Source organism: Achromobacter piechaudii NBRC 102461 (genome assembly GCF_001571245.1).
In the GTDB taxonomy this organism is placed as follows: Bacteria; Pseudomonadota; Gammaproteobacteria; order Burkholderiales; family Burkholderiaceae_B; genus Achromobacter; species Achromobacter piechaudii.
This window is the reverse complement of the sequence record NZ_BCTK01000012.1, coordinates 130,793-148,169: the sequence shown is the minus strand read 5'-3', so window position 1 is coordinate 148,169 and position 17,377 is coordinate 130,793. Positions and strand designations below refer to the sequence as shown.

The window sequence follows — 17,377 nt, the reverse complement described above, 5'->3', positions numbered from 1 at the left end:
TTATGCCGGGACCAATTTTTTCATTGGCGATGGCGGGCCAACATCTTCGCGCGCCCCTTGCATGATGCCTGCGCTTCCGCTCGTGATTGCACGTACGCCGAAGTCGGTAAGCGTAAGTTCACGGACTTCCATTACTGCACCTGGCTTCGAAATGATTTTGGACTCTTTGACGAAAGTCTCGGGCGGCTTCTTGGTGTCAGTGTTCATATCAGTACCTTTTCGTGACAAAGTCGTTAATGGCCTTGGTGCCAGCACCAACAATTTCTACCACGTCGTCGCGTTCGAAGAGCGCGCGGTCACTTGAGTCGAAGTAAATCACGCCAATGGGGTGCTGTCCAGATCGATCCAGAACGGGTACGGCCATTGCAGAATAGCGACCTGGCCCAAGTTTGCGAGCTTCGGCCTCGGTGTATCCCCAATCGAGCACCAATTCAGTACGGAGTTGCTCTTCCGTACCATTTTGACTGGCCATCACCAATGGCTTCTTAGTTCGGATAGCCCTGCCAGTTATGCCTGTATGGATGGGGAAAGTCCGTCCAACACCCTCACCATTAGAGCCGGCATAGTTGATGATCTGCTCTATCTCACGCGGCTCGTGGATTGGGGGGACCACGCGATGGAACGTGGCCCGGATGTCAGCGCCATATTCGCGCTTGTTACACCATTCGGAAAGCATGGCATGGACCGCGGAGACCGCTGCATAGAGCCCTTCGTGGATGACGTCGGGGCCATCCTTTTGGTCTTCGGCGTGTGCGGTCGCGATGCGAACCAGGGTCGCGACGATCAACCAGACGCATGCTGCGACGGCAAATCCAAATATCCATTGATCGAAGGAAGGATCTCGCCAAGTTTTCACCGCAGCGGATCCTGCAACGATTACTGGGGGGCCGTTGAACAGGACTTCTCTAGGCCACTTCTTTTGCCAGAAGCGCTTTCGTTGTGCTCCTGGCAGATGATGTGCATTCATGCCGAAACCCTCCCCCAGCTGTTTATTCTGCCCAGGACGCGGTGCTACGTCAGCAAGCTGCGCCGAGCGACTTTCCTCATCCCACTTCCGTATCAGGATGCCTTGGTTTTAACTCAGAGAAATCGTACTGGTGAGCTAGTGGGACAAAAAGCGCTCTCAGTTGAACCTCCCGCAGCGACGGGGCCGAAGCCTGAAATTTCAGAGAAATCAGATTCCTGATAAGCCGCCGCGCTGGGGCGTGCTGATAGCGCCAGTGTCGTTACGCTCAGTGGGGATTGCTGCTGTGAGCATTGCAGCTCAACGATCCCGGCGCAGTCCTATGGCACTTTCGTACTTCTTCGAAGTACATCTCATGGGGCGGATCTGCAAAAGACGCTGTGAACGCAGTCGGGCAAAAAAAATCCGCATGGCCACGGCTGATGCGGGTTTCTGGTCCGTCTCGGATGGAGCTGGATTGCGTATTGGTGCCGGTGAAAGGAATCGAACCCTCGACCTTCTCATTACAAGTGAGCTGCTCTACCAACTGAGCTACACCGGCACGGCGTGCCGGGGGCACGCGCAGGGACTGCATTGTAATGAAAAATCGGCAGGGCCGCGTGCGCAGGCGCACGGGCCGCCGATCACATCCATTTGGAAGCGCGGGACAGCGGAGCTACAGACATCGCACCGCGTGCCAGGCACGCCGCCCCGCGTCAGGAGGCTACTTAACGATGGTCAGGCGCGGACGCTTGGGTTCGTCGTCGTTGCCGCCGTCATCGCCCTGCGAGGCGTCGGCTTGGGCGTCGGCGCCTTCGGGGGCGGCGGGTTCCGCCGCGCCCTGAGCGCCGGCTTCCGGCGGTTCATAGGGCTGCACTTCAAAGCCCATGCCCGCCCCGGTTTCGCGCGCGTAGATGGCGCTGACGGCGCCGACGGGAACGTAGACGTTTTCGGTCACGCCGCTGAAGCGGGCTTGGAATTCGATGAATTCGTTGCCCAGCACCAGGCGGTTGGTGGCCAGCGTGCCCACGTTCAGCGTGATCTGACCGTCACGGACATGCGCGACGGGCACCATGGTGTGCTCATCGACCTGTACGGTGATGTACGGCGTGTAGCCGTTGTCGGTGCACCATTCATGCAGTGCGCGGATCAGATACGGTTTGGTCGAAGTTTCACCCATCACACAACCAGCCTTAACGACGCATCACTTTTTCCGAAGGCGTCAGCGCTTCGATGTAGGCCGGGCGCGAGAAGATGCGTTCGGCGTACTTTTGCAGCGGGGCCGCGTTCTTGGGAAGTTCGATGCCGTAATGGTCCAGGCGCCACAGCAGCGGAGCCACGGCCACGTCCAGCATCGAGAATTCCTCGCCCAGCATGTACTTGTTCTTCAGCAGCATCGGAGCCAGTTGGGCCAGACGGTCGCGAATGTTCTGGCGCGCGTTGGCCAGCTTCTTCTCGTCGGGCTTGGCGCTGCGGTCTTCCAGCGTCGAGACGTGAACGAACAGTTCTTTCTCGAAGTTGTACAGGAACAGGCGGGTGCGGGCGCGCATGACGGGATCAGCCGGCATCAGTTGCGGATGCGGGAAGCGCTCGTCGATGTACTCGTTGATGATGTTGGACTCGTACAAGACCAGGTCGCGTTCGACCAGGATGGGCACTTGACCGTACGGGTTCATCACCGCGATGTCTTCGGGTTTGTTGTACAGGTCGATGTCACGGATCTCGAAGTCCATACCCTTTTCGAACAACACGAAGCGGCAGCGTTGCGAAAACGGACACGTGGTTCCGGAATAGAGCACCATCATGGTGAAAGTCCTTTATGAAAAACGAAAGGCCAGCGCCTAAATCTAGCAGGCGCTGGCCCCAATTGCCAGACGGGATAGGCGTACGGCCCTATCCTCCGTTGCCGTCCCTTTTTTAGATGGGTGTCGGCGAGCTTGCCTGGCGGGGCGTTGCGGTTAGCGCACGTGTTTCCAGTACGAGGCGTTCAAGCGCCACGTAACGAGGAAGAACAACAGCAGGAACAACATGACGCCAACGCCGAGACGGACGCGGAAAGTCTGGACGGGCTCGGCCATCCAGGACATGAACGCGGTCAGGTCTGCGACGTCGTTGTCGTATGTTGCGACTTGGGCCGGGTTGGCGGCCTTAAATTTGGCATCAAAGGTGGCATGGCCCCGGTAATCAGCTACCGGTTCGGCCTTGACCGTGGAAAAACCTTGAGCATCGTACACCGTCGTGACGCGTTCCCAGGTTTTGGGTGCGCCTTCCTTGGCATCCTTGACTTCCACTTCGTGCATCGCGGTGGTGGTCAGCTCGCGCGGACCCTGGCGTTCCCAGAGCGCATGGGGCATGCCCACCGCCGGGAAAACCAGGTTGTTCCAGCCGGTCGCGCGCGACGTGTCGCGGTAGAAGGTGCGCAGGTAGGTGTAGATGTAGTCGGCGCCGGACGGGCCGGCGTTGACCGATTTGGCGCGAGCGATCACGGACAGGTCCGGGGGCGTCGTGCCAAACCACTTCTTGGCGTCCTTGGGTGACATGGCGATGGTCATCATGTCGCCCACCTTTTCGCCGGTGAACAGCAGGCTTTCCTTGATTTGCTGGTCGGTCAGCCCGATGTCCTTGAGCTTGTTGTAGCGCATCGACGACGCGCTATGACAGTTCAGGCAGTAGTTGACGAACAGCTTGGCGCCGTTTTGCAGCGACGACATGTCGTTGACGCGGTACGGCGCCTTGTCCAGTGGGAAACCGCCTTCGGCGGCAAATGCGGTGGTACACGTGAGCATCAAGGCCACGGCACCAATCAGCTTCTTGATCATGGTTAATCCGTTATCTGGTGGGCTCAGTGGGCGTGGAACGTAACGCGCTCGGGCACTTGCTTGAAGGTGCCAAGGCGGCTCCAGACCGGCATCAGGAAGAAAAATGCCAGGTACAGAAGCGTGCCGATCTGCGACGTGATGTTCAACGGCGGACTGGGCGGCTGCGTACCGATGTAGCCGAGCACCAGGAAGTTGACCATGAAGATGCCGTAGATCCACTTGTGCCAGGTGGGGCGGTAGCGGATCGACTTGACCGGGGAATGGTCCAGCCAGGGCAGGAAGAACAGGATGACGACCGTGCCGCCCATGGCGACCACGCCCCAGAACTTGGCGTCGATCACGCGCAGCAGCACGGCCACGACGATCAGGATGCCGGGGATGGCCACGCGCATGATGCCCTTGAGGTTGCTCTTGACCAGCAACGCAATGGCGCCCAGCACCGACGCGCCCGCCAGCACCCACGTGAATTCGTCGGTAGTGGCGCGCAGCATCGAGTAGAACGGCGTGAAGTACCAGACCGGTGCGATGTGCGGAGGCGTCTTGAGCGAGTCAGCAGGAATGAAGTTGTTGAACTCAAGGAAGTAGCCGCCCATCTCCGGCGCGAAGAACACGATGAATGCGAACACGAGCAGGAAGCCCGCCACGCCCATCAGGTCATGCACCGAGTAGAACGGGTGGAACGGAATGCCATCCTTCGGCCGTCCGTACTTGTCCTTCGGGCCCTGCTTGATCTCGATGCCGTCCGGGTTGTTCGAGCCGACTTCATGCAGCGCCACCAGGTGGGCCGCGACCAGACCGACCAGCACCAGCGGAATCGCAATGACGTGGAAAGCGAAGAAGCGGTTCAGGGTGGCGTCCGACACGACGTAGTCGCCGCGGATCCAGATCGACAGTTCAGGACCGATGAACGGAATGGCGGCGAACAGGTTCACGATCACCTGCGCACCCCAATACGACATCTGGCCCCAGGGCAGCAGGTAGCCGAAGAAGGCTTCGGCCATCAGACAGAGGAAGATCGCCACGCCGAAGATCCACACGAGTTCGCGCGGCTTGCGGTAGGAACCGTAAAGCAGCCCGCGCAGCATGTGCAGGTAGACGACGACGAAGAACATCGATGCGCCCGTCGAGTGCATGTAGCGCACGAGCCAGCCCCAGGGGACCTCGCGCATGATGTATTCGACGGATTGGAACGCGCGTTCGGCGTCCGGCTTGTAATGCATGACCAGGAAAATGCCGGTCACGATCTGCAGCACCAGGACCAATAAGGCCAAAGAGCCAAAGAAATACCAGAAGTTGAAATTCTTCGGTGCGTAGTATTCGGACAGATGTGCTTTCCAGGTGGATGTCACCGGAAAACGCCGGTCCAGCCACCCCAACAGGCCTGTTGTCTCGACGGTTTTCTCGCCAGCCATGTAACGGCTCCTTCTCTAATACGTGGCGTATTTGTTTTACTTACGTAATCGGGAAAAAAGCGCGACGCGAGCGTCAGGCCTTGTTGTCTTCATCGACGCCCACAATGATGCGGGTGTCGCTCAGATACTGGTAGGGCGGTACTTCGAGATTATCGGGAGCGGGCTTGTTCTTGTAGACCCGGCCAGCCAGGTCGAACGTGGAGCCGTGGCACGGGCAGAGAAATCCGCCTTGCCAATTTGCACCCATGCCGCCACCGCCGCCCGTTTCGAAGTGCGAGGTGGGCGAGCAACCCAAGTGGGTACAGATGCCGACGCAAACGAAGATCTCGGGCTTGCGCGAGCGAGCCTCGTTTTCGGCGTATTTGGGAGTGAAGCCAGGCCGCTTGGATTCGGGATCGGCCAGTAAGGGGTCTAGCGTCTTGAGGGCGGCGAGCTGTTCGGGAGAGCGGTGAATGATCCACACCGGCTTCCCACGCCATTCCACGGTTTTCATGGTGCCGACGGGTATATCGCCGATATCCACTTCAACGGGAGCCCCAGCCGCGCGGGCTTTTTCAGAGGGAGAAAACGTGCTCACAAGCGGCACTGCCGTTGCGACACCTGCTACGCCACCCACAGCACAGGCGGTGGTAACCCAGAAACGTCGCGAAGGATCAGGTGGCAGGTTGGGATCAACCGCACCGTCATCATCGTGTACCAGCGTATCCTGACTCATCTTCCTATCCTTGTTGATGCGCCCGCTCTACGAGTAGCATCACTTCTGCGGCATCGGGTTCGCGGGAATATGTAACAACATAGCAACCGCGTATTATAGCGCCAGCCTACTCAAGGGCGTATCACGAAGGGAGTGCTTTTATGAGCAAAACAACTGGTTTCGTCAAAGAATTCCGAGATTTCGCTGTAAAAGGCAATGCTGTTGACTTGGCGGTTGGTGTGATCATCGGTGCGGCGTTCGGAAGGATCGTCGATTCGCTGGTGAAAGACATCATCATGCCGCTGATCAATTTCATCCTGGGCGGCTCTGTCGATTTCTCGAACAAATTCCTGGTGCTGTCGATGCCAGCTGGTTACAACGGCCCGATGACGTATGCCGACCTCACCAAGGCGGGCGCCAACGTGTTCGCGTGGGGTAATTTCGTCACGATCATCATCAACTTCGTGTTGTTGGCTTTCGTGATTTTCTGGATGGTCAAGGCCATCTACAAGGCTCGCACCAAGGCCGAGGAAGCGCCGGCCGCTCCCGCCGCGACGCCCGAAGACGTGGCGCTGCTGCGCGAAATCCGCGATCTGCTCAAGAAATAAATGCCTTGCGGCCGCGCGCCGCATTGTCTGTTATGCGCCGCGTAGCGGCTTGCACCCCCGGCGCATCCAATGCCCGGGGGCGTGCTGACATTACGCGGGATTATCCAGGTCGATGAATTCGACCTTGATGCCGAAGTGCTCGGCCACCGCCTGCCCCAGCGCCTGTGCGCCATAGCGTTCGGTGGCATGGTGGCCGGCGGCAATGAAGCCCACGCCGGTCTCGCGCGCCAGATGCACAGTGGATTCCGACACTTCGCCCGTGATGTAGGCGCTGGCGCCGGCATCCACCGCGTCGGCCAGCATCCCTTGCGCGCCGCCCGTGCACCAGGCCACGCTGGACAAGGGCTGGTCGGGGTCGCCTACGACCAGCGGTTGCCTGCCCAGGCGTTCGGCCACGCGAGCCCCCAGTTGCCCCAGTGTCTGCACGCCGGTGGCCTCGCCCAGCCATACCAGGTTGTCCTGTCCGCAGGTGCGCGGCGTGCCATCGTCGCGGCGCAAGGGCTCAAGGCCCAGCACGCGAGCCAGCTGCGCGTTGTTGCCCAGCGTGGGATGCGCATCCAGCGGCAAGTGGTAAGCGTATAGATTCAGGTCGTTCTTCAGCGCCAGCGCCATGCGCGTGCGGCGCGTGCCGATGATGCGGCGGTCTTCGTTGCGCCACATCCAGCCGTGATGCACCAGCACCGCATCGGCCCCTCGTTCGACGGCCGCGCGTAGTAACGCTTCGCTGGCGGTGACACCGGTGATAATGTGTCCGACTTCGGATCGGCCCTCCACCTGCAAGCCGTTCGGACAGTAGTCTTTGAAACGCGCGGCTTGCAGGGTGTCGTCCAGCCAGCTGGCCAGCACGTGGGAGTCCACTTTTTTCATTGCTCGTCCTATCAGAATCATGCGCCGATATTGGCTGATATTTGCTCAGGCCGTCACGGTCTGCCTGGGTATTCTATTCGTGGTCACGACCTTGCGGCCCGACCTGCTGCGCCTTGCCGGCCCTGGCGCCGCGCCGCCCGCGGCGCTTGCAGCGGGGCGACCAGCCGCCAGCGCGGACATGGGGCCGGTGTCGTATGCGGATGGTGTTGCCCGCGCCGCGCCTTCGGTTGTGAACGTCTACACGACCAAGCACGTCAATGTGCCATTGATGCCCCTGCCCGATGACCCCGTGCTGCGCCAGTTGTTTGGCCAGGTACCCGGTGTGAGCCGTCGGCAGGCCACCACCAGCCTGGGCTCGGGCGTGATCGTCAGCCAGGATGGGCACGTGCTGACCAACTACCACGTCGTGCAGGCGGCCGACGCGATCGAGGTGGCGCTGGCGGACGGCCGGCGCGATGCAGCAAAGGTCGTGGGCGCAGACCCCGACACGGATCTGGCGGTGCTCAAGCTGAGTTCGCTGCGCACGCTGCCCGTCGCCACGTTGGCAGCGGACCGGGGCTTGCGCGTGGGCGACGTGGTGCTGGCGATTGGCAACCCCTTCGGCGTGGGCCAAACCACCACGCAGGGCATCGTATCGGCGTTGGGCCGCAACGGGCTGGGCCTGAACACCTACGAGAACTTCATCCAGACCGACGCTGCGATCAACCCCGGCAACTCCGGCGGCGCGCTGGTGGACGCCACGGGCAATCTGGTGGGTATCAATACGGCGATCTATTCCGAGTCGGGCGGGTCGATGGGCATCGGTTTTGCCACGCCGGTGGAGATCGCGCGCAAGGTCATGGACGACATCGTCAAGACGGGGTCGGTCAAGCGTGGCTGGCTGGGCGTCGAGCCGCAAGACGTGACGGCGGAGCTGGCACGCGCCTTCGAGCTCAAGGGCGATACGCGCGGGGTGATCATCGCGGGCGTGATGCGCGACGGGCCGGCCGCGCGCGGCGGCTTGCGCGTGGGAGATATCGTGCAGTCGGTCAATGGCAAGCGCATGGCCGACACGGTGCAACTGTTGTCCGAGATTGCGCAACTGGCGCCGGGCCAGCGCGCGACGCTCGGCATCCTGCGCGCGGGCAAGCCCGTTGAGGTGGCGGTGGTGGTGGGCACTCGGCCCGGCAAGCCGCGATAACGGGTCGGGAGACCAAACCGCGCAAGAGGCCAACAAACAAGGCCGGGGGACGAAGCAGCGAAGCCGGCCAGCGATACCGGTCAGCGAACCAAGCTGCCATCCCTGACCGCAGCAGTACCCGCTTCGCGTTGAGGGACTAGCCATTGCGCGTCTTGTCCGCCAGCAGGCGCACCACCGACAGCACGGCTTTTTTCGTGGTGTCGGGATGGTGTTGCAGGATGGCGCCGATTTCGGCGCAATAGCCGTCGAGTTCGGGTTTGGGCGGACTGCATGGCTTGCAGCCGGAGGCTGGCCGTGAGCCATAGCCTGGAGGCAGGCTGCCGGCGCCGGAATCGGTGGGGCCTGCAACGCCGTCCGTCAGCCAGGGCACGCTGGTGTCCAGCGCTTTCGCCAGACGCAGCAGCGTTGCCCGAGACGGCGAGTAATGCTCGTCGCGCGTCAGGATTCGGTGGATGCAGGATTGCGGCACGCCGGAGAGGCGCGCCAACTGGTTTTGACTATGGATGCCACGCCACCGCATCAGGGCGCGTAGCCTTTGTGCAGGCGACATGCCTGCAATGTAGAGGGGCCGGCGAGCCCCGACAAGGGTGAAAGAGTCCGATACTGGCTCAGTCTTGTCAGACGCCGCGCGTGGGCCGGGGAGTCGCGCGCGCGGCCCCCCGCAGGCCGATCTCAGTGACGTTCGGTCAGCGAGTCGGACACAGCATCGTCGGCCGCGCCGGGCTTGGGCGACACCATGCGGGCGCAGATCAGCCCCACCTCATAAAGCAGGCAGAGCGGCACCGCCAGCATGAACTGGCTGACGACGTCGGGCGGTGTGACCACCGCCGCGATGATGAAGGCGCCGACGACCACATAACCGCGCGCCGAGCGCAGCTTGGACAATTCGACGATGCCCATCTTGACCAGCAGCACCACGGCCACGGGCACTTCGAACGTGATCCCGAACGCCATGAACATCGTCATGACGAAGCTCAGGTAGGCCTCGATGTCAGGGGCCGGCGTGATCGATTGCGGCGCGAACGTCGCAATGAAGTGGAACACCGTGCGGAAGACGACGAAGTAGCAGAACGCCATGCCCGCGATGAACAGGAACGTGCTGGAGACGATGAGCGGCAGCGCCAGGCGCTTCTCGTGGCGGTACAGCCCTGGCGCGACGAAGGCCCAGGCCTGGTACAGCACGACGGGCAGCGCCACGATGAACGCGGCCATCATCGTGACCTTGACCGGCACCATGAACGGCGTGATGACGCCCGTGGCGATCATGCGCGTGCCTTCGGGCAGCGAGGCCAGCATCGGCGCGGCCAGCACGTCATAGATGGCGGAGGCACCGGGGTAGATGAAGAGCACGATGAACACGGCCACGACCGCGCCTACGGCACGCAACAGGCGGGTTCGCAGTTCAACCAGGTGAGAGATGAAGGTCTCTTGCTGGCCTTCTTCTTGGGAGGCGTCCTGGGTCACGTCGGTGTTCCGGAGGGCGGGACGGGCTTGGCGGCGGGCGCGGGCTCGTCAGCCGCCGGCGCGCGGGGCGCCGGGGCAGGTTGTTGTTGGGCGGGGACGGCAGGTGCGGCGCCGGCGTCGGCCGGGGGCGGCAGGTCCAGGTCCAGGCTGTGGTTTTGTCCCGGCGGCGCGATGGTGCGGGCGGGTTCGATGGCGGGGTCGGCGGCAGAGGTATCGCCCACGATCACCGGGGCGACCTTGCCGTTGGCTTCGCGGGCGACTTCGTCGAGTTCGGCGCGGAACTGCTGGACCGGCTCTTGCAATGACGCGTGCGTTTCGTTCAGCGACTGTTGCACGCCTTGTGCGGCGTCTTCCATCTCGCTTTTGAATTTGCGCAGTTCGTCGATTTCGATTTCGCGTTGGATATCGGACTTCACGTCGTTGACGTAACGCTGCGCGCGCCCCAGCAGGTGGCCAACGGTGCGGGCTACCTTGGGCAGGCGTTCGGGGCCAATGACGATCAAGGCGACGACGCCGATCACCATCAGTTCAGTGAGGCTGACATCAAACATTCGACGGCCGCTCGGAGTGGAAGCAATAAGGGCCGGCCCCGTTCAGGGCGGGCCCGGGAGACGAGCCGATGGCTCAGGAGTTGGTCTTTTCCTTGGCCTGCACGTCGATGGTTTCACCAGACACGCGCTGCTGCGCGATCGGGTCGGCGGGCTTTTCGCCGTTCGCGTCTTTCATGCCTTCCTTGAAACCTTTCACCGCGCCGCCCAGATCCGAGCCGATGTTGCGCAGTTTCTTGGTGCCGAAAATCAGCGCCACGATGACCAGAACGACCAACCAATGCCAAATGCTGAAACTACCCATGATGTTTCTCCGAATTACGCGGTGGGGGCCACGCGTCCTTTCCAGGGTCGCGAGCCGCCGATGATGTGGAAATGCAAATGCGGGACTTCCTGGCCGCCTTCGACGCCAGAGTTGATCATGATGCGAAATCCGCCATCAGGGCCCGGACGGCAACCGTTTTCGGCTGCTAGCCGCGGCGCCAACGACATCATTCTACCCAACCAACCTGCGTCCTCGCCCGTAATATCCTGCATGGATGTGACATGACGTCGAGGAATCAGCAGCAAATGCACCGGTGCTGCAGGATTGATATCGTGAAATGCAACAAAGTCCTCGTCCTCATAGACCTTCTTGGACGGGATGTCGCCAGCGGCGATCTTGCAAAACAGGCAGTTCTCGCTCATTTTCCGGGCTCCGGGGTCAGTCTTTGGGGCGGCTGGCTTTTTCCACCAGTCCCGACAGGCCTTCGCGGCGGGCCAATTCGGCCAGCACGTCTTCCGGCCGCAGCTTGAAGTGGGTCAGCGCGACCAGGCAATGAAACCACAGGTCGGCGGTTTCGCTGACGATGCGTTCCGGCACGCCATCCTTGGCGGCCATGACCAGTTCCGTTGCCTCTTCGCCGATTTTCTTCAGGAAGGAATCCGGGCCCTTGGCCAGCAGCTTGGCCGAATAAGAGGCGCTTGGGTCACCCCCGTTCTCGGGGCGGCGGGTTTCCAGCGTGTCGGCGATACGCGCCAGGATGTCGGCGGTGATAGGCGTTTGATCGGTCATTTGTAGATCAGTTCAGGGTCTTTGAGCACCGGATCGACCGTGATCCAGGATGCCTTGTCCGTCGGCCCTTCCAGGCGGCGGAAAAAACAGCTGGCGCGGCCGGTGTGGCACGCGATGCCGCCTTCCTGGTGCACCTTGAGCAAAATGACGTCGCCATCGCAATCCAGGCGCAGTTCGTGCACTTGCTGCACGTGGCCGGATTCTTCGCCCTTGCGCCACAAGCGCTGGCGCGAACGCGACCAGTACACGGCGCGGCCGGTGGCGGCGGTTTCTTCGAGGGATTCGCGATTCATCCAGGCCACCATCATGATCTGCCCGTTTTCGGCGTCTTGGGCAATGGCGGGGATCAGGCCGTTTTCGTCGAAGACGACGTCGGCCATCCAGGCGGGTTCGGTGCTCATAGTTAGTCCAACCGTACGGAAATGCCTTGTTCGGCCATGAAGCGTTTGCACTCGCCAACGGTGTGCTGGCCAAAGTGGAAGATGCTGGCGGCCAGCACGGCGCTGGCGCGGCCGGTGGTGACGCCATCGGCCAGGTGCTGGAGGTTGCCCACGCCGCCGGAGGCGATGACGGGAACCGGCACCGCATCGGACACGGCGCGCGTCAATTCCAGGTCGAAACCGGACTTGGTGCCGTCGCGGTCCATGCTGGTCAAGAGGATTTCACCCGCGCCGTAGGCGGCCATGCGGCGCGCCCAGGCCACGGCGTCCAGCCCGGTGGCCTTGCGGCCGCCATGCGTGAAGACTTCCCAGCGCGCCGGTTCGCCTTCTGCCGATACGCGGCGTGCGTCGATGGCCACCACCACGCACTGCGAGCCGTGGTAATCGGACGCGGCGCGCACCAGTTCGGGATTGGCCACGGCCGCGCTGTTGATGCTGATCTTGTCCGCGCCGGCATTGAGCAGGCGCTGGATGTCGGACACCTGGCGCACGCCGCCGCCCACCGTCAGCGGAATGAAGACCTGCGAGGCCACCTGCTCGATGATGGGCAGGATCAGGTCGCGGCCATCGCTGGTGGCGGTGATGTCCAGGAAGGTTAGTTCGTCGGCGCCCTGCTCGTTGTAACGGCGGGCGATCTCGACGGGGTCGCCCGCGTCCAGCAGGTTGACGAAGTTCACGCCCTTGACGACGCGACCGGCGGTGACGTCGAGGCAGGGGATGATGCGGCGGGTCAGCGCGCTTTGTACGGGCGCGCCGGCCTCGGTGCTGCGGGTGGAGATGGTCATTTTGCCAATTCGTCGGCGCGCGCCTGGGCGGCCTGGAAGTCAAGCGTGCCTTCGTAGATGCTGCGGCCCAGGATGGCGCCTTCGACGCCCTCTTCCTCGACGGCGCACAGGGCTTCGATGTCCTGGATGCCGGCGATGCCGCCCGAAGCGTACACGGGGATGCGCACGTGCTGGGCCAGGCGAACCGTGGCTTCGACGTTCACGCCCGACAGCATGCCGTCACGGCCGATGTCGGTGTAGATGATGGCTTCGCAGCCGTAGTCTTCGAACTTCTTGGCCAGGTCCAGCACGTCGTGGCGGGTCAGCTTGCTCCAGCCGTCGGTGGCGATCTTGCCGTCGCGCGCGTCCAGGCCGACGATGATCTGGCCGGGGAAAGCGCCGCAGGCGTCTTGCAGGAAGCCCGGGTTCTTGACCGCGGCGGTGCCGATGATCACGTAGGAGATGCCGGCGTCAAGGTAGCGTTCGATGGTGTCGAGGTCGCGAATGCCGCCGCCGATCTGCACGGGGATATCGTCGCCAACGGCGTCCAGGATGGCCTTGATGGGCGCTTCGTTCTTGGGCTTTCCGGCAACGGCGCCGTTCAGGTCGACCAGATGCAGGCGGCGCGCGCCTTGGTCGAGCCAGCGGGTGGCCATGGCGGCGGGGTCTTCGGAGAACACCGTTGCATCGTCCAGGTCACCCTGGCGCAGGCGCACGCAGCGCCCGTCTTTAAGATCGATGGCGGGGATCAGCAGCATGGTGGGCAGCAAAAAAGAAAGGGGGTTGAATGGGCTGGCGCTTGGGGCTCTGGGCCTACGGCTGCCAGTCTACAAAATTGCGATACAGGCGCAAACCGTGCTCGGCGCTCTTCTCGGGGTGGAACTGCACCGCGAAAATGTTAGCCGCCGCCACTGCGCAGGTAAAGGCGACGCCATAATCGGTTTCACCAACTGTCAGGCTGGAATCGTCCGGATCGGCGTAGTAACTATGGACGAAATAGAAGTGCGTGTCGTCCGGAATGCCGTCCCAGATGGGATGAGAGCGCGTCTGGCGGACTTTGTTCCATCCCATGTGCGGCACTTTGAGTCGTTCGGGACGGGTGTCGGCCAAGCCAGCCTCGCCGGTGTCGGCCAGGCAGGCTTCGTCATCGGCGGGGATCAGGTCGGCAAAACGCGGACCGGCGAAACGGCGCACGACGCCCGGGAACAGTCCCAGGCACGAGGTGCCGCCTTCTTCGCTGGACTCGAACAGCATCTGCTCGCCCACGCACACGCCCAACAGGGGCTTGTTGCGGGCGGCGCGCACGACGGCTTCGCGCAGGCCGGATTCGTTCAGGGTGCGCATGCAGTCCGCCATCGCGCCCTGGCCGGGGAACACCACGCGGTCGGCCGCGTCGATGTCTTTGGGCTGGTTGCAGATGCGGACGTCCGCGTCGGGGGCGGCGAACTTCAGGGCGCGTGCGACGGAATGGAAATTGCCCATTCCGTAGTCGACGATGGCGATAGTGGTCACTTCTTTTTGCCTGCTGCGTTGGGGTTGGCGAACGTTACAGCACGCCCTTGGTGGAGGGCACGACGTCGCCCATGCGCGGATCGACTTCCATGGCCATGCGCAGCGCGCGGCCACAGGCCTTGAACACGGTTTCCGCCTGATGGTGGGCGTTGAAGCCGCGCAGGTTGTCGATATGCAGCGTGATCAGCGCGTGGTTCACCAGCCCCTGGAAGAACTCACGCGTGAGGTCTACATCGAAATTGCCGATGTGCGCGCGCGTGAAGGGGATGTGATATTCCAGGCCGGGACGGCCCGAGAAGTCCACCACGACGCGCGACAGCGCTTCGTCCAGCGGCACATACGCATGGCCGTAGCGGCGCAGGCCGGCCTTGGTGCCGACGGCCTTGGCGATGGCCATGCCCAGCGTGATGCCAACGTCTTCGACCGTGTGGTGCGCGTCGATGTGCAGGTCGCCCTCGGCCTTGATGTCCAGGTCGATCAGGCCATGGCGTGCGATCTGGTCCAGCATGTGGTCCAGGAAAGGCACGCCCGTATCGATCGTCTGCTTGCCGGTGCCGTCGATATTGATGGCCACGCGGATGCGGGTTTCGTTGGTGTTGCGGGTGATCTCTGCGGTACGCATGTTAAGCACTCAAAATCTCTTGCAGGGCAGCCAGCAAGGCGGCGTTCTCGGCCGGGGCGCCCACCGAGATGCGCAGGCAGTTTGCCAGGAGCGGATGGGCGTTGGAAAAGTTGCGAATCAATATTTTGCGCGTTTTCAGCGCAAGATGCACGGCGTTGCCATCCAGCTTGCCGGAAAAGCGGGCGAGTACGAAGTTGCCGGCGGAAGGGAATACCCTGACGCCGGGCAAGGCGGCCAGCGCCGCCGCCAGCGGTTCGCGGTCGGCGCGCAGGCGCGCGGCCTGTTCGTCCAGCACGGCCTTGTGGCGCAGCACCGTCATCAACGTGGCTTGCGTCAGCACGTCCAGGTTGTAGGGCGGGCGCAGCTTGTTCAGTTCGACGATCCAGTCCGGATGGCCGGCCAGATACCCAAAACGCAGGCCGGCCAGGCCGATCTTGGAGACCGTGCGCATGACCACCACGTTGGGCGCGTCCAGCACGCGCGGCATCCAGGTGTGCTCGGCGAAGGGCTGGTAGGCCTCGTCCAGCACCACCAGGCCCGGCGCGGCGTCGACGATGGCGGCGACGTCCTCGTCGGACCAGAGGCCGCCGGTGGGATTGTTGGGCACGGCCAGGAACACCACCTTGGGCTGGTGCTCGCGCATGGCGGCCAGCATCGCCGGCAGATCCAGGGTCAGGTCGGCGGTCAGCGGCACGCCCACGAAGCGCGCATGGTCAAAGCGCGCCGCCATGTCGAAATAGACGAACGAGGGCCACGGCGACATCACCACGTCGCCCGGCGCACAGCACGCCTGGACGACGATGTGGATCAGTTCATCAGAGCCGTTGCCAAACAGCACGTCGGCTGCCGCCGGCACGCCGAAAGCGGTCTTGATGGCCGCTTGCAAGGCGGACAGGTCGGCGGCGGGATAGCGGTTCAGCGCCGTGTCGCGCACGGTGCGGGCGATGTCGTCGCGCACCGACTCGGGCAGCTCGTAGGGACATTCCATCGCGTCCAGCTTGATGCAGCCGTCCGCGTGCGCAACCGGGTAGGCGGCGAGTTCGCGGATGTCCGCGCGCACGGTGCCCGCGATGCGGCCAGCGACATCTGCCGCCGGGGCCGCGCTCATGGCTTGTCGATCCGGTACTGAGCGCTGGCGGCGTGGGCTTGCAGGCCCTCGCCCAGCGCCAGTTCGGCGGCGATGCGGCCGAGCGTTTGCGCGCCCTGGTGCGATACCTGGATCAGGCTGGAACGCTTCTGGAAGTCGTACACGCCCAGCGGCGACGAGAAGCGCGCCGTACGCGACGTGGGCAGCACGTGGTTCGGGCCGGCGCAATAGTCGCCCAGCGCTTCCGAGCTGAAACGGCCCATGAAGATGGCGCCGGCATGGCGGATCTTCGCGGTCCAGATTTCAGGTTGTTCGGTGGAAATTTCCAAGTGCTCGGGCGCGATGTCGTTGGCGATCTCGCAGGCCTCTTCCAGGCTCTGCACCTGGATCAGCGCGCCACGGTTGGCCAGGCTGACACGCAGGATGTCGGCGCGCGGCATCGTGGGCAAGAGGCGCGCGATGGCGGCCTCGACTTCTTCGATGAACGCGGCGTCCGGACAGAGCAGGATGGACTGCGCCAGCTCGTCGTGCTCGGCCTGCGAGAACAAGTCCATGGCGATCCAGTCGGCCGGCGTCTTGCCGTCGCAGATGACCAGGATTTCGCTGGGGCCGGCAATCATGTCGATGCCGACCACGCCGAACACGCGGCGCTTGGCGGCGGCGACATAGGCGTTGCCCGGTCCGACGATCTTGTCCACGGCGGGCACGGTGGCGGTGCCGTAGGCCAGCGCGCCCACGGCTTGCGCGCCGCCGATGGCGAACACGCGGTCCACGCCGCCAATGGCGGCCGCGGCCAGCACGATGGGGTTGCGCACGCCGTCGGGCGTGGGCGTGACCATGACCAGTTCCTGCACGCCCGCGACCTTGGCGGGAATGGCGTTCATCAGCACGGAAGACGGATACGCGGCCTTGCCGCCCGGCACGTACAGGCCCACGCGATCCAGCGGGGTGACCTGCTGGCCCAGCATCGTGCCGTCGGCCTCGGTGTAGGTCCAGGTCTGGGCAAGCTGACGCTCGTGATAGCCGCGCACGCGGTCGGCGGCGGCTTCCAGCGCGTTGCGCTGGGCAGCGGGCAGCGTGGCCAGCGCGGCGTGCCAATCGGCCTTGGGAATTTCAAGCGTGCCGGCCGATGCGTCGGGCATGCGGTCAAAGCGCTGCGTGTATTCCACCAGGGCGGCGTCGCCGCGCGTGCGCACGTCGGCCAGGATGTTGGCGGCGGCGCGGTCGATGGACTCGTCCTCGGTGGCCTCGAAGGCCAGCAGCTTGGACAGGGCGGATTTGAATCCGGGATCGCGGGAGTCGAGACGATTGATCAGGGCCATGGCGTCATGGAGCAAAGCGGAAAGCGGCCGCCGCGGGTTCG

The 17,377-nt window shown here is 63.3% G+C and carries 23 protein-coding genes and 1 tRNA gene; 2 read left to right on the top strand and 22 right to left on the bottom strand.

What is annotated here, in order from left to right:
* The 8 genes from API01S_RS28950 to petA all read right to left on the bottom strand — a co-directional run bounded on the left by API01S_RS28950 (position 1) and on the right by petA (position 5,889).
* Positions 1-207: a hypothetical protein gene (locus API01S_RS28950; protein ID WP_006216813.1), complete on the bottom strand. Its 207-nt coding sequence runs from the start codon at positions 205-207 to the stop codon at positions 1-3.
* A 1-nt stretch (position 208) separates the two neighbouring features.
* On the bottom strand, positions 209-967 hold the full coding sequence (locus API01S_RS22110; protein WP_167351733.1) for a GAF domain-containing protein: 759 nt from the start codon (positions 965-967) through the stop codon (positions 209-211).
* A 462-nt stretch (positions 968-1,429) separates the two neighbouring features.
* Positions 1,430-1,505: transfer RNA gene (locus API01S_RS22105), tRNA-Thr, on the bottom strand.
* Between the two features lie 162 nt (positions 1,506-1,667).
* The gene (locus tag API01S_RS22100; protein ID WP_006216816.1) at positions 1,668-2,123 is read right to left on the bottom strand and encodes a ClpXP protease specificity-enhancing factor; all 456 of its coding nucleotides are present in this window, start codon (positions 2,121-2,123) and stop codon (positions 1,668-1,670) included.
* Between the two features lie 13 nt (positions 2,124-2,136).
* Positions 2,137-2,748: a glutathione S-transferase N-terminal domain-containing protein gene (locus tag API01S_RS22095; protein ID WP_006216817.1), complete on the bottom strand. Its 612-nt coding sequence runs from the start codon at positions 2,746-2,748 to the stop codon at positions 2,137-2,139.
* A 153-nt stretch (positions 2,749-2,901) separates the two neighbouring features.
* Positions 2,902-3,762 (bottom strand): cytochrome c1, encoded by an 861-nt coding sequence (locus tag API01S_RS22090; protein WP_006216818.1) that lies wholly within the window; start codon positions 3,760-3,762, stop codon positions 2,902-2,904.
* A 23-nt stretch (positions 3,763-3,785) separates the two neighbouring features.
* The gene (locus API01S_RS22085) at positions 3,786-5,174 is read right to left on the bottom strand and encodes a cytochrome b (RefSeq protein WP_006216819.1); all 1,389 of its coding nucleotides are present in this window, start codon (positions 5,172-5,174) and stop codon (positions 3,786-3,788) included.
* 73 nt (positions 5,175-5,247) lie between these two features.
* A complete protein-coding gene (gene petA, locus API01S_RS22080) occupies positions 5,248-5,889 on the bottom strand; it encodes a ubiquinol-cytochrome c reductase iron-sulfur subunit (protein WP_039882595.1) in 642 nt (213 codons plus the stop codon).
* 140 nt (positions 5,890-6,029) lie between these two features.
* On the opposite strand from petA, the gene mscL reads away from it, so the two are divergent.
* Complete coding sequence (gene mscL, locus API01S_RS22075; protein WP_050728267.1) at positions 6,030-6,476, top strand: large conductance mechanosensitive channel protein MscL; 447 nt, start codon at positions 6,030-6,032, stop codon at positions 6,474-6,476.
* Positions 6,477-6,566: 90 nt separating this feature from the next.
* Here the strand turns inward: mscL and API01S_RS22070 are convergent, their stop codons facing one another.
* Positions 6,567-7,343, bottom strand: a complete 777-nt coding sequence (locus tag API01S_RS22070) for a Nif3-like dinuclear metal center hexameric protein (protein ID WP_061306156.1) — start codon at positions 7,341-7,343, stop codon at positions 6,567-6,569.
* 19 nt (positions 7,344-7,362) lie between these two features.
* On the opposite strand from API01S_RS22070, the gene API01S_RS22065 reads away from it, so the two are divergent.
* The gene (locus API01S_RS22065) at positions 7,363-8,523 is read left to right on the top strand and encodes a trypsin-like peptidase domain-containing protein (RefSeq protein ID WP_050728265.1); all 1,161 of its coding nucleotides are present in this window, start codon (positions 7,363-7,365) and stop codon (positions 8,521-8,523) included.
* A 136-nt stretch (positions 8,524-8,659) separates the two neighbouring features.
* On the opposite strand, the gene API01S_RS22060 is transcribed toward API01S_RS22065, so the two are convergent.
* The 13 genes from API01S_RS22060 to hisD all read right to left on the bottom strand — a co-directional run bounded on the left by API01S_RS22060 (position 8,660) and on the right by hisD (position 17,336).
* Positions 8,660-9,073 carry a helix-turn-helix domain-containing protein gene (locus API01S_RS22060; RefSeq protein WP_061306155.1) on the bottom strand — a complete coding sequence of 138 codons (414 nt, stop codon included), beginning with the start codon at positions 9,071-9,073 and terminating at the stop codon, positions 8,660-8,662.
* Positions 9,074-9,195: 122 nt separating this feature from the next.
* Positions 9,196-9,987: a twin-arginine translocase subunit TatC gene (tatC, locus tag API01S_RS22055; RefSeq protein WP_006216826.1), complete on the bottom strand. Its 792-nt coding sequence runs from the start codon at positions 9,985-9,987 to the stop codon at positions 9,196-9,198.
* Positions 9,984-10,538: a Sec-independent protein translocase protein TatB gene (gene tatB, locus API01S_RS22050; RefSeq protein ID WP_061306154.1), complete on the bottom strand. Its 555-nt coding sequence runs from the start codon at positions 10,536-10,538 to the stop codon at positions 9,984-9,986. Before tatB ends, tatC begins: the two co-directional genes overlap by 4 nt.
* Positions 10,539-10,611: 73 nt before the next feature.
* Positions 10,612-10,839: a Sec-independent protein translocase subunit TatA gene (gene tatA, locus API01S_RS22045; protein ID WP_006216828.1), complete on the bottom strand. Its 228-nt coding sequence runs from the start codon at positions 10,837-10,839 to the stop codon at positions 10,612-10,614.
* Between the two features lie 14 nt (positions 10,840-10,853).
* Positions 10,854-11,222: a histidine triad nucleotide-binding protein gene (locus API01S_RS22040; RefSeq protein ID WP_061306153.1), complete on the bottom strand. Its 369-nt coding sequence runs from the start codon at positions 11,220-11,222 to the stop codon at positions 10,854-10,856.
* Positions 11,223-11,238: 16 nt separating this feature from the next.
* A complete protein-coding gene (locus API01S_RS22035) occupies positions 11,239-11,589 on the bottom strand; it encodes a phosphoribosyl-ATP diphosphatase (RefSeq protein WP_006216830.1) in 351 nt (116 codons plus the stop codon).
* Positions 11,586-11,990 (bottom strand): phosphoribosyl-AMP cyclohydrolase, encoded by a 405-nt coding sequence (hisI, locus tag API01S_RS22030; RefSeq protein WP_006216831.1) that lies wholly within the window; start codon positions 11,988-11,990, stop codon positions 11,586-11,588. Before hisI ends, API01S_RS22035 begins: the two co-directional genes overlap by 4 nt.
* Positions 11,991-11,992: 2 nt before the next feature.
* On the bottom strand, positions 11,993-12,814 hold the full coding sequence (hisF, locus tag API01S_RS22025; RefSeq protein WP_006216833.1) for an imidazole glycerol phosphate synthase subunit HisF: 822 nt from the start codon (positions 12,812-12,814) through the stop codon (positions 11,993-11,995).
* Positions 12,811-13,551 carry a 1-(5-phosphoribosyl)-5-[(5-phosphoribosylamino)methylideneamino]imidazole-4-carboxamide isomerase gene (gene hisA, locus API01S_RS22020; RefSeq protein WP_006224535.1) on the bottom strand — a complete coding sequence of 247 codons (741 nt, stop codon included), beginning with the start codon at positions 13,549-13,551 and terminating at the stop codon, positions 12,811-12,813. Before hisA ends, hisF begins: the two co-directional genes overlap by 4 nt.
* 55 nt (positions 13,552-13,606) lie before the next feature.
* Complete coding sequence (hisH, locus tag API01S_RS22015; RefSeq protein WP_006216835.1) at positions 13,607-14,305, bottom strand: imidazole glycerol phosphate synthase subunit HisH; 699 nt, start codon at positions 14,303-14,305, stop codon at positions 13,607-13,609.
* Between the two features lie 34 nt (positions 14,306-14,339).
* The gene (gene hisB, locus API01S_RS22010; protein WP_006216836.1) at positions 14,340-14,927 is read right to left on the bottom strand and encodes an imidazoleglycerol-phosphate dehydratase HisB; all 588 of its coding nucleotides are present in this window, start codon (positions 14,925-14,927) and stop codon (positions 14,340-14,342) included.
* 1 nt (position 14,928) lies between these two features.
* A complete protein-coding gene (gene hisC, locus API01S_RS22005; protein ID WP_061306152.1) occupies positions 14,929-16,035 on the bottom strand; it encodes a histidinol-phosphate transaminase in 1,107 nt (368 codons plus the stop codon).
* Entirely contained in the window at positions 16,032-17,336 is a 1,305-nt protein-coding gene (hisD, locus tag API01S_RS22000) for a histidinol dehydrogenase (RefSeq protein WP_006216839.1), read from the bottom strand. Before hisD ends, hisC begins: the two co-directional genes overlap by 4 nt.
* Between the last annotated feature and the right edge of the window lie 41 nt (positions 17,337-17,377).

Bases quoted from the DNA above. Each gene is read 5' to 3' on its own strand.
- API01S_RS28950 (WP_006216813.1), bottom strand. From the start codon at position 207: ATGAACACTGACACCAAGAAGCCGCCCGAGACTTTCGTCAAAGAGTCC.
- API01S_RS22110 (WP_167351733.1), bottom strand. From the start codon at position 967: ATGAATGCACATCATCTGCCAGGAGCACAACGAAAGCGCTTCTGGCAA.
- API01S_RS22100 (WP_006216816.1), bottom strand. From the start codon at position 2,123: ATGGGTGAAACTTCGACCAAACCGTATCTGATCCGCGCACTGCATGAA.
- API01S_RS22095 (WP_006216817.1), bottom strand. From the start codon at position 2,748: ATGATGGTGCTCTATTCCGGAACCACGTGTCCGTTTTCGCAACGCTGC.
- API01S_RS22090 (WP_006216818.1), bottom strand. From the start codon at position 3,762: ATGATCAAGAAGCTGATTGGTGCCGTGGCCTTGATGCTCACGTGTACC.
- API01S_RS22085 (WP_006216819.1), bottom strand. From the start codon at position 5,174: ATGGCTGGCGAGAAAACCGTCGAGACAACAGGCCTGTTGGGGTGGCTG.
- petA (WP_039882595.1), bottom strand. From the start codon at position 5,889: ATGAGTCAGGATACGCTGGTACACGATGATGACGGTGCGGTTGATCCC.
- mscL (WP_050728267.1), top strand. From the start codon at position 6,030: ATGAGCAAAACAACTGGTTTCGTCAAAGAATTCCGAGATTTCGCTGTA.
- API01S_RS22070 (WP_061306156.1), bottom strand. From the start codon at position 7,343: ATGAAAAAAGTGGACTCCCACGTGCTGGCCAGCTGGCTGGACGACACC.
- API01S_RS22065 (WP_050728265.1), top strand. From the start codon at position 7,363: ATGCGCCGATATTGGCTGATATTTGCTCAGGCCGTCACGGTCTGCCTG.
- API01S_RS22060 (WP_061306155.1), bottom strand. From the start codon at position 9,073: ATGTCGCCTGCACAAAGGCTACGCGCCCTGATGCGGTGGCGTGGCATC.
- tatB (WP_061306154.1), bottom strand. From the start codon at position 10,538: ATGTTTGATGTCAGCCTCACTGAACTGATGGTGATCGGCGTCGTCGCC.
- tatA (WP_006216828.1), bottom strand. From the start codon at position 10,839: ATGGGTAGTTTCAGCATTTGGCATTGGTTGGTCGTTCTGGTCATCGTG.
- API01S_RS22040 (WP_061306153.1), bottom strand. From the start codon at position 11,222: ATGAGCGAGAACTGCCTGTTTTGCAAGATCGCCGCTGGCGACATCCCG.
- API01S_RS22035 (WP_006216830.1), bottom strand. From the start codon at position 11,589: ATGACCGATCAAACGCCTATCACCGCCGACATCCTGGCGCGTATCGCC.
- hisI (WP_006216831.1), bottom strand. From the start codon at position 11,990: ATGAGCACCGAACCCGCCTGGATGGCCGACGTCGTCTTCGACGAAAAC.
- hisF (WP_006216833.1), bottom strand. From the start codon at position 12,814: ATGACCATCTCCACCCGCAGCACCGAGGCCGGCGCGCCCGTACAAAGC.
- hisA (WP_006224535.1), bottom strand. From the start codon at position 13,551: ATGCTGCTGATCCCCGCCATCGATCTTAAAGACGGGCGCTGCGTGCGC.
- hisB (WP_006216836.1), bottom strand. From the start codon at position 14,927: ATGCGTACCGCAGAGATCACCCGCAACACCAACGAAACCCGCATCCGC.
- hisC (WP_061306152.1), bottom strand. From the start codon at position 16,035: ATGAGCGCGGCCCCGGCGGCAGATGTCGCTGGCCGCATCGCGGGCACC.
- hisD (WP_006216839.1), bottom strand. From the start codon at position 17,336: ATGGCCCTGATCAATCGTCTCGACTCCCGCGATCCCGGATTCAAATCC.